Source organism: Streptomyces sp. NPDC025618, from assembly GCF_055558795.1.
On record NZ_JBVHLW010000092.1, the window covers coordinates 1 to 2,996 of the forward strand.

General features: G+C 71.1%; 1 protein-coding gene. It reads right to left on the bottom strand.

The window, feature by feature from the left end:
• Window positions 1-2,844 (bottom strand): polyketide synthase dehydratase domain-containing protein (locus ACZ4A5_RS31565; RefSeq protein WP_467591813.1); only part of this gene is annotated, 2,844 nt, incomplete at its 3' end.
• Window positions 2,845-2,996 lie beyond the last annotated feature (152 nt).

The window sequence follows — 2,996 nt, forward strand, 5'->3', positions numbered from 1 at the left end:
ACGCGCCAGACCCTCCCGGCTCTGAGCCGTCACCACCGCATCATCCAGAACACCCGCGGCATGAATCACACCGGTAAGAGGGTGCGCGGGATCCGACTTGCCGACGAGCTCCGCCACCGCCTCCGCATCACTCACATCCGCCGCCACGACCGACACCTCGGCACCCAACCCACCCAGCCGCTCCACCAACTCACCGGCACCCGGAGCATCCAACCCACGACGACCGGCCAACAGGAGGTGCCGCACTCCCCACATGCGTACGAGGTGCTCGGCGACCAGCTGTCCCAGCACGCCGGTGCCGCCGGTGATCACCACCGTGCCCTCGGGGTCGAGGGCAGGCGGTATCTCCAGCACCAGCTTGCCGGTGTGCTTGGCCTGACTCATGAACCGGAACGCCTCCCGCGCCTTGTCCAGGGGCCAGGAACGTACCGGCAGCGGCTTAAGCCGCTCTGAGGTGAACAACTCGGCGAGGTGCCCCAGCATCCGCCCGATCAGGTCGGGCCCGGCGTCGGTGACGAGGTCATAGACGTGGTACGTCACGCCGGGGTGCCGGCCGGCCACCTCGCCGGGGTCACGGACATCGGTCTTGCCCATCTCCAGGAACCGGCCACCGTCGCCCAGCAGACGCAAGGACGCGTCGATGAACTCGCCCGTCAGGCTGTTCAGCACCACATCCACACCACGGCCACCGGTCGCCTGCCGGATCGTCTCCTCGAATCCGGCATCGCGCGACGAGGCCCGGTGGGCGGCGTCGATGCCCATCTCCTCCAGCACGGCATGCTTGGCAGGGCTCGCCGTCGCGTACACCTCGGCACCCAGATGACGGGCGATGCGCACCGCCGCCATCCCCACACCACCCGTCGCGGCATGGATCAGCACCGACTCACCCGGCTTCACACGAGCCAACTCCACCAACCCGTACCAAGCCGTCAGGAACGCCACCGGCACACCGGCCGCCTCCCGCACATCCCACTCTCGCGGGACGCACGTGACCATGCGGGCGTCGGCGACCGCGACGGGGCCGAACGCGCCCTCGAACACGCCCATGACCTGGTCACCGACCGCGACATGGGTGACGTCGGGGCCGGCCTCCGTCACGATGCCCGCGCCTTCACCGCCCATGGCTCCGTAGGCGGGGACCATGCCCAACGCGACGAGCACATCGCGGAAGTTGATGCCGGCCGCGCTCATCGACACCCGGACCTGACCGGGCTCCAGGGGCTCGAGAACCTCCGGGCAGGGAGCCGCCGTCAGGTCCTCCAGCGAGCCGCCCGTGACCATCTGGAGGCGCCAGGCCGCTTCGCCGAGCGGTGCGACCAGCTCGGTCGACCTACATGCCTGGGCCAGGCGCGGAACGTGTATCCGGCCTTCGCGCAGAGCGAGCTGGGGTTCGTCCTGCGCCTCGATGACGTGGCGCAGGGCGGCCCGCGGGAGGTCGTCGCTGTCCGTGTCCACCAGGGCGAAGCGGCCCGGGTTCTCGGACTGGGCACTGCGGACCAGCCCCCAGACGGCCGCGGCCGCCGGATCGACGTCGAGGCCCGGCTCGGTGGCGACGGCATCACGCGTCACCAGCAGCAGCCGGGAATCGGCCAGCTCGGACGTGGTCAGGAACTCCTGGACCAGGGAGAGCACCCGTTCCGCCGTCGCGAGCCCGTCGCCGGCCTCGACGGGAGCGACCACCGCCCAGGGCGCCTCGCCCTGGGCCCGCGCCGCGTCGGCCAGAGTGATGCCGTCGGCGAGCGTGACCCAGGGGGTGCGACTCGGCGCTTCCTGCTCCGGCACCGGAATCGGCGTCCAGTCCACCGTGAACAAGCCGCGCACGTCGGGTCGTTGGGTGGCAAGGAGCCGGCCTTGCCGCACGGGGCGCGTCCGCATGGCGTCGACACTCAGTACGGGGCCACCGGTCGTGTCGGCGACCGTCACCCGCACTCCTTGCTCGATGCTGTCCCCGACCGGGCTGAGACGTACGCGAACGGTCGTGGCACCCACCGCCCACAGCGATACGCCGTTCCAGGCGTAGGGGACGTATACGCGCTCGTCCCCGCCGTCCCGGAACCGGGCGGCCAGCAGAGGGTGGAGGGCGGCGTCGAGGAGGGCGGGGTGGATGCCGTAACCGTCGTGCGAACCGGCGGCCTCGGGCAGAGCGACCTCGGCCAGCAGATCCTGACCGTGCCGCCAGACCGACCGCAGACCCTGGAAAGCGGGGCCGTACGCGTAACCGGCCTGGGCGGCCTGCGCGTAGAAGGTCTCGACGTCCATCGGCTCGGCTTCGGCGGAAGGCCAAGGGCCGCTCATCCCGTCAGCGGACCGGGCGGATTCCGGGGTGAGGATGCCGGTGGCGTGGCAGACCCATTCGTTGTCGCCGTCGTCGGGCCGGGTGTAGACACGGACTTCACGACGGCCGTCATCGGTGGCCGCGTCGACCACGACCTGCACCCGTAGACCGGAGGCGGCCGGCACGACCACCGGAGCCTGCAACATCAACTCCTCGACACTGGAGCAACCGACCTCGTCGCCCGCCCGCAACACCCACTCCACCAACGCCGCACCGGGGAGGAGAACGGTCCCGGCCACCTCGTGGTCGGCCAGCCACGGCGCACCGGACCGGGAGAGCCAGCCGGTCAGCAGGCAGCCACCCCGGTCGGCGAACTCCACCGCCGCACCCAACAACGGATGCCCCGCCGCCACCAGCCCCAGACCCGCCGCGTCCACCCGACCGGACCTGCCCGCCAGCCAGAACCGCTCACGCTGGAACGCATACGTCGGCAGATCAACCACAGCGGGCCTGTCCGGGAACCAGCCACTCCACTCCACCGCGACCCCGGCCACGTGAAGCCGGGCCATGGCCTGGAGAAAAGCCAGGTCATCCGCTCGCCCAGCGACCAGCGAAGACAGCAGCAGCGGTTCCGGTCCTTCGGCTTCGTCGAGGGTGTGCTGGGCGGCAGTCGTCAGCACCGGGGCCGGGCCCAGCTCGATGAACACCCCCGCCCGGTCCG